This window comes from Actinomycetota bacterium (genome assembly GCA_035697485.1).
GTDB lineage: Bacteria > Actinomycetota > UBA4738 > UBA4738 > HRBIN12 > JAOUEA01.
Genome location: DASSCU010000063.1, coordinates 199,345 through 205,344, shown reverse-complemented (window position 1 = coordinate 205,344; position 6,000 = coordinate 199,345). Strand labels below are relative to the sequence as shown.

Below are 6,000 nucleotides of genomic sequence, written 5' to 3'. Positions count from 1 at the left end.
AAGGTGCAGGAGCGTCAGAAGGAGATCCTCAAGACCCTGTCCGACACGCTCGACCTGCTCACGATCAGCGTGGAGGCGGGCTTGTCGCTCAACGCCGCGATCGCCCAGGTCGTGCAGAACGTGCCGGGCGTGCTCTCGGCTGAGTTCGCCCGCATGCTGCAGGAGATCCAGCTCGGCGTGCCGCGTTCCGAGGCGTTCCGCCATCTGGCCGATCGCACCGATGTCGAGGAGCTGAACGGGTTCGCCCTCGCGATGATCCAGGCGGACGTGTTCGGTGTGTCGATCGCGAGCGTGTTGCGCACCCAAGCACAACAGCTGCGCATCAAGCGCCGTCAGGCCGCTGAGGCCAAGGCGCAGCAGACGCCGGTGAAGATCGTCTTCCCCCTGGTGCTCTGCATCTTGCCGGCCCTGTTCGTGGTCATCGTCGGCCCAGGGGCGATCCAGATCGTCACGCAGCTCTTCGCGAACTAGCACGAGCTGCACCTCGGCCCCGCGCCTCGCGCCGGCCGCTCCCGGACCCTTCCAGGTCCGGCTGCGGCCGGCGTTCGCGCATGCGACCTAAGCCATCATCCGTCTGTACCATCGAAGGAACACCCCTTGGTCGGATAGCACAGCGCGCCTAGAGTGGTTATCGTCCCCCATACAGGGGATGAGGGCAGTCACCCTCCTCGCCAGGGACAATTGGAACGTGGGGACGTCAGCTTGGCCGAACGTCTCGCCGACATCTCCCCCCGACACGAGCGAACATGAGGCGATCGGTGGAGCGACGGATCGAGGATGCGACGCCGGGAGAGGCGGCCGCCAGTCAAGGTCGACTGGAACCCCCTCCTGAGGTCGTGGTCGAAGACGAGGTCGTCGAGGAGGTCCTCGACGACCTGAGCGTGATCTCGCAAGAAGGCGATGTCGCGGTCATCCGCGACCTTCAGCCGGAACGGGCGGCGCCCGCGGACGTCGCGTCGGAGGTCGCGCCGCCCGACGTGGGGGCGCTGGCTGCCCCCGACGGCGCGACCCAGACCCGATACCGGATGTTGGTGGCCGGCCTCGTCGCGAGCGATGTGCTCTGCCTCAACCTCGTCTTGTCGGCCACCGATCTGCTCGACGAGATCGTGGTCGCCCAATCCCTCGGGCGATACGGCTGGTTGATCGCGATCGTCGGCACGCTGGCATGGGTGGGCATCTTCCACGCCTTCGGCCTCTACGCGTCGAGGCATCTCTCGTCCCCAGAAGAGATCCGGCGCGTGATCGGTGCGACGTCGGTGGGTGCCGCGCTGCTGCTGATCCTCGGCGCGGGCAGCATCACGGGCGGTCCACCTGTCATCGGCTTCGCGCTCCTGACGCTCGTGCTGCTCGAGATCGCGAGCCGGCTGGTGTGGCGGCGGTACGCGCGAAGCTTGCGACAGAAGGGGCTCCTGGCGTACCGGACGATCGTGATCGGCTCCGCGCGCGATGCGGCCGCCGTGTCGCGGGCGATGATCGACGACGAACGCAGCGGCTTCTTCCCGATCGGTCGTGTCGCGCACGAGCGGGGGAGCGATACGCCGGGGGCGCCGCACTTCCTCGGTCCGATCGGCGACTTGGCCGGGGTCGTGCGCGAGTCGAGCGCGGAAGCGATCGTCGTCGCGTCGCCGGTCTTGAGCCTCGCCGACCTCGACGCCGTGCAGCAGCTGTCTCGACGGGAGCACCTGGCGCTCCGCCTCGTGGCCCGGGTGCCGCACATGCTGACGCATCGTCTGACCCTGCAGCCGGTCGGTTCCGTCATGACCGTGTCCGTACGCCCGGCTGAGCTCTCCGGGAACCAGGCAGCGCTCAAGCGTGGGTTCGACATGGCCGCCGGCAGCTTCGCGCTGCTGATCACACTCCCCATCCAGCTGGTGATCGCCGCAGTGATCGCGATCACGTCGCCCGGGCCGGTGCTCTTCCGGCAGAAGCGGGTGACGAAGGACAACCGAGCGTTCACCGTGTACAAGTTCCGCACGATGGTGCACGGAGCCGATCGGGATATGGATGCTCGCGGTGTCGACCGCACGCAGCCGTTCTTCAAGGGTGGCGACGCACCCCCGATCACGGGGGTGGGCAAGGTGTTGCGGGCGCTGAGCCTCGATGAGCTTCCGCAGCTGTGGAACGTCGTGCGGGGTGACATGAGCCTGGTCGGGCCACGCCCGCTTCCGGCGGAGCAGGTCGAGGCGAACCCCGAGCTCTTGGGTCCACGTCACGAGGTGCGTGCGGGGCTCACCGGGTGGTGGCAGGTGAACGGTCGCAGCGACGTCGGTCCGGAGGAAGCGATCAAGCAGGATCTCTTCTACATCGAGAACTGGTCGCTCTCGCTCGACATGTACATCATCCTTCGAACCATCGGCGTCCTGCTGTTCCGCAAGGGCGCCCGATGAGCGTCTCCGAAGAGACGGTGCCGCCCGGCCTCGGCGAGGAGGCGAAGCGGGCGGCGTCGACCGGCGTCGGGAACCTCGGGCTGCAGCATCGCGAGATCTTGGGCATGCGTGTCGACGCGACCACCTACCCGGACGCGATCGATCGGGTGCTCCGCTGGGCCGACGCCGGTGGATCGCGGACCGTCGGCGTCGCCACGGTGAACAACGTGATGGAGTCGCACGACGATCCATCGTTCCGCGACGTCATGAACGACTGCGACCTCGTGACGCCCGATGGGGTCCCCCTCGTCTGGGCCCTCAAGCTCCTCGGCGTCGGGGACGCCACGCGCGTGTACGGGCCGGAGCTCACGCCTCGGCTCCTGGCTCGGGCAGCGCGCGACGCCGTGCCCGTCGGCTTCTACGGGGGGAGTCCTGAGGTGATCGACGCGCTCCGCGACGTGGCCGCGGAGCGCTGGCCCGAGCTGCGGATCGCGTACGCGTACAGCCCGCCCTTCCGACAACTCGACGAAGGCGAGGACGACGAGATCGTCAACGCCATCCTCGCGAGCGGGACGCGGATCCTCTTCGTGGGCCTCGGCTGCCCCAAGCAAGAGCGGTGGATGCGGGCCCATCGGGACCGGCTGCCGATCGTCCAGCTCGGCGTCGGCGCCGCGTTCGACTTCCTCGCCGGCACGAAGCGTCAGGCACCGGCGATCATGCAGCGTGCCGGCCTCGAATGGTTGTTCCGTCTCGCGACCGAACCCCGACGGTTGTGGAAGCGGTACCTGCGGCACAATCCGAGGTTCGTGGTGCTGTTCGGGGCGCAGGCGGTTCGCGCGCGTCGCGGTCAAGGTGGCGCGCGAGACTGACGATGCTGATTCCGGGCCGCTCGGGCCGGTGCGGAAAACCACGGAAGGTGCGGGAGGACTCGGGATGCGGGTAGGAGTCATCGGGACGGGGCACGTCGGGCTGATCACGTGTGCCTCTTTCGCGGCCGTCGGTCACGACGTGGTCGGCACCGACGCCGATCGGAGCAAGATCGACGCCCTGCTCGCCGGCGACATGCCCTTCCATGAGCCGGGCGTCGCCGATTCGATCCGCGAGGGCGTGGCCGCGGGACGACTGTCGTTCGCGCACGAGACCGAGGAGGCCGTCCCCGAGGCCGACGTGGTGTTCGTCTGCGTGGGCACGCCCCCGCGCGCGACCGGCGAGGCGAACCTGGTCGCGGTTGAACAGGCCGCTCGACAGGTGCTCCAGCATGCCGCCGCCGGTCTCGTGATCGTCGAGAAGTCGACCGTGCCGGCAGGCACCGCCGATCGGCTCGTGCGCTCGGTCTCGCTGCAGCGCGCCGATCTCGTGGGCTCGGTCCACGTGGTCTCGAACCCGGAGTTCCTCCGGGAGGGGCACGCGATGGCGGACGCGATGTCTCCGGAACGGATCCTCGTGGGTGCCTCATCGGAGTCGGCGTTCGCGGTGATGCGCGCGCTCTACGAGCCGTTCACCGATCGAGGGGCTCGCATGATCGAGACCGACATCAGGACGGCCGAACTCGCGAAGCACGCGTGCAACGCGTTCCTGGCCCTCAAGATCTCCTACGCGAACGCGCTCGCTCGTCTCTGCGAACGGGCAGACGCCGACGTCGACGCCGTCACCGAGGTGATGGGTGCCGACTCGCGGATCGGCCCTGCGTTCCTGAACGCCGGCCTCGGCTACGGGGGCTACTGCTTCCCCAAGGACCTGGTCGCGTTCGACCGGCTGTCGACCGCCCTCGGCTACGACTTCGCGATGTTGCGGGAGGTCCAGCGCATCAACGACCAGGCGGTGGACGCAGCCGTCGAGAAGATCCGAGATGCGCTGTGGAACCTCGACGACAAGCGGATCGCCCTCCTCGGCCTGGCGTTCAAACCGGGGACCGACGACGTGCGCATCGCACCGGCGCTCGAGCTTGCGTCGCGGCTCCGAGACCTCGGTGCCACCGTCGTAGGGTACGACCCGCACGCGGCGGAGAGCGCGGTTCGCGCCCAGCCGGAGCTCGAGATCGCACCCTCGGCGTACGAAGCGGCACATGGAGCCCACTGCGCGGTGCTGTGCACGGAGTGGGAGGAGTTCCAGGAGCTCGACTTCGCCAAGCTCGGTGAGGTCATGGCGACCCGGGTCTTCGTCGACGGTCGGAACGCGATCGACGCGGACGAGGTCGTCGGGCACGGGTTCCACTACTACCCGGCGGGGCGGCGCCCCTCGATCCCCGATCGTGCCTAAGGCCCTCGTCACCGGCGGGGCCGGGTTCCTCGGATCGCACCTGTGCGACCGACTTCTGGCCGATGGCTGGGGCGTCATCGCGTACGACTCGCTCCTGACCGGACGTCGCGAGAACCTCGACGAGGCCGATCGCAACCCCGACTTCGTGTTCGTGGAACACGACGTCACCTACGAGCTCCCCGATCCGGGTCCGGTTGACTGGGTGCTGCACTTCGCCTCTCCGGCCTCGCCTCCCGACTACTTCGGTCACCCCATCGAGACGCTGCGGGTGGGTGCGCTCGGCACGATGCGCGCGCTGGAGCTCGCACGCGAGCGAGGCGCGCGGTTCCTGCTCGCTTCGACCTCGGAGGTCTACGGCGATCCCGCGGTCCACCCTCAGGTGGAGTCGTATTGGGGAAACGTGAACCCCGTCGGCCCCCGGTCCGTCTACGACGAGTCCAAGCGCTACGCGGAGGCGCTCACGATGGCCTACGGCCGAACGTACGCGATGGACGCGAAGGTGGTGCGCATCTTCAACACCTACGGACCGCGGATGCGCCGGGACGACGGCAGGGCTGTGCCGAATTTCGTGGCCCAGGCGCTGAGCGGTCGACCGCTCTCGGTCTACGGGGATGGGTCGCAGACCCGCTCGCTCTGCTACGTCGACGATCTGATCGAGGGATTCCGGCGGTACCTCGACGTCGAGGAGGTCGGGCCGATGAACCTCGGGAACCCCGAGGAGGTCACGATCCTGCGGTTGGCCCGCATGGTCTCCGAGATCGTCGGCGTTGAGGAAGATATCGAGTTCCTTCCACCACTCGTGGACGATCCCGCGGTACGCTGCCCCGACGTGACGAACGCGAGACGCTGGTTGGGGTGGGAGCCGACCGTGACGCTGCGTGACGGTCTCGAGAGGACGGTCTCTTGGGCCCGAAACGCCGGGTGGGGCGCAGCTCCATCGTGACTCCCGCGCCGGCTCGTTCCGGCGGAAAGCGTTTGAAACGTGTGAGGAACGGAAATAGGCCCTTCGACGGGTTGCTCACCGTAGCCCGAACGGCCTATGATGTGCCCCAGATCGGGCGACACGGCCGTGCGGGTGCCGTGTCCAAGAGGAAGGAACGTGCATGAAGAAGGCTGCTGCGGTCTTGGTCGGCGCGATGGTCTTCATGACCATGCTCGCCGGAACCGCCTTCGCCGACTACACGGATTCACCACCGCCCGAGAACGTGGTCGAGGGCGCAGGCGGTGGCACCGCGTTCACCGGCGGCGACGCTTCGACGGCCGCGATCGTGGCGGTCGCGCTCGTTGCGGTGGGTCTCGTCGCGCTGTTCGTCGCGCGGCGTCGCACCGCGACCACGTCGTAACCGGCGGCAGGCATCGAACGAGATGCCCCGGG

General features: G+C 68.4%; 6 protein-coding genes. All 6 read left to right on the top strand.

Annotated elements, in window-relative coordinates; translation table 11 throughout:
• On the top strand, window positions 1-471 hold a 471-nt coding region (locus tag VFI59_16770), incomplete at its 5' end, for a type II secretion system F family protein (protein HET6715350.1).
• A gap of 287 nt (window positions 472-758) precedes the next feature.
• Window positions 759-2,387 (top strand): sugar transferase, encoded by a 1,629-nt coding sequence (locus VFI59_16765; GenBank protein HET6715349.1) that lies wholly within the window; start codon window positions 759-761, stop codon window positions 2,385-2,387.
• A complete protein-coding gene (locus VFI59_16760; protein HET6715348.1) occupies window positions 2,384-3,235 on the top strand; it encodes a WecB/TagA/CpsF family glycosyltransferase in 852 nt (283 codons plus the stop codon). Before VFI59_16765 ends, VFI59_16760 begins: the two co-directional genes overlap by 4 nt.
• A 64-nt stretch (window positions 3,236-3,299) precedes the next feature.
• Complete coding sequence (locus VFI59_16755) at window positions 3,300-4,625, top strand: UDP-glucose/GDP-mannose dehydrogenase family protein (protein HET6715347.1); 1,326 nt, start codon at window positions 3,300-3,302, stop codon at window positions 4,623-4,625.
• Window positions 4,615-5,568, top strand: a complete 954-nt coding sequence (locus VFI59_16750) for a UDP-glucuronic acid decarboxylase family protein (protein HET6715346.1) — start codon at window positions 4,615-4,617, stop codon at window positions 5,566-5,568. Before VFI59_16755 ends, VFI59_16750 begins: the two co-directional genes overlap by 11 nt.
• A gap of 160 nt (window positions 5,569-5,728) precedes the next feature.
• Window positions 5,729-5,968: an LPXTG cell wall anchor domain-containing protein gene (locus VFI59_16745; protein ID HET6715345.1), complete on the top strand. Its 240-nt coding sequence runs from the start codon at window positions 5,729-5,731 to the stop codon at window positions 5,966-5,968.
• Window positions 5,969-6,000: the final 32 nt, after the last annotated feature.

Excerpts from the sequence above, each read along its gene's own strand:
- VFI59_16760 (HET6715348.1), top strand. The coding sequence starts at position 2,384 with ATGAGCGTCTCCGAAGAGACGGTGCCGCCCGGCCTCGGCGAGGAGGCG.
- VFI59_16755 (HET6715347.1), top strand. The coding sequence starts at position 3,300 with ATGCGGGTAGGAGTCATCGGGACGGGGCACGTCGGGCTGATCACGTGT.
- VFI59_16745 (HET6715345.1), top strand. The coding sequence starts at position 5,729 with ATGAAGAAGGCTGCTGCGGTCTTGGTCGGCGCGATGGTCTTCATGACC.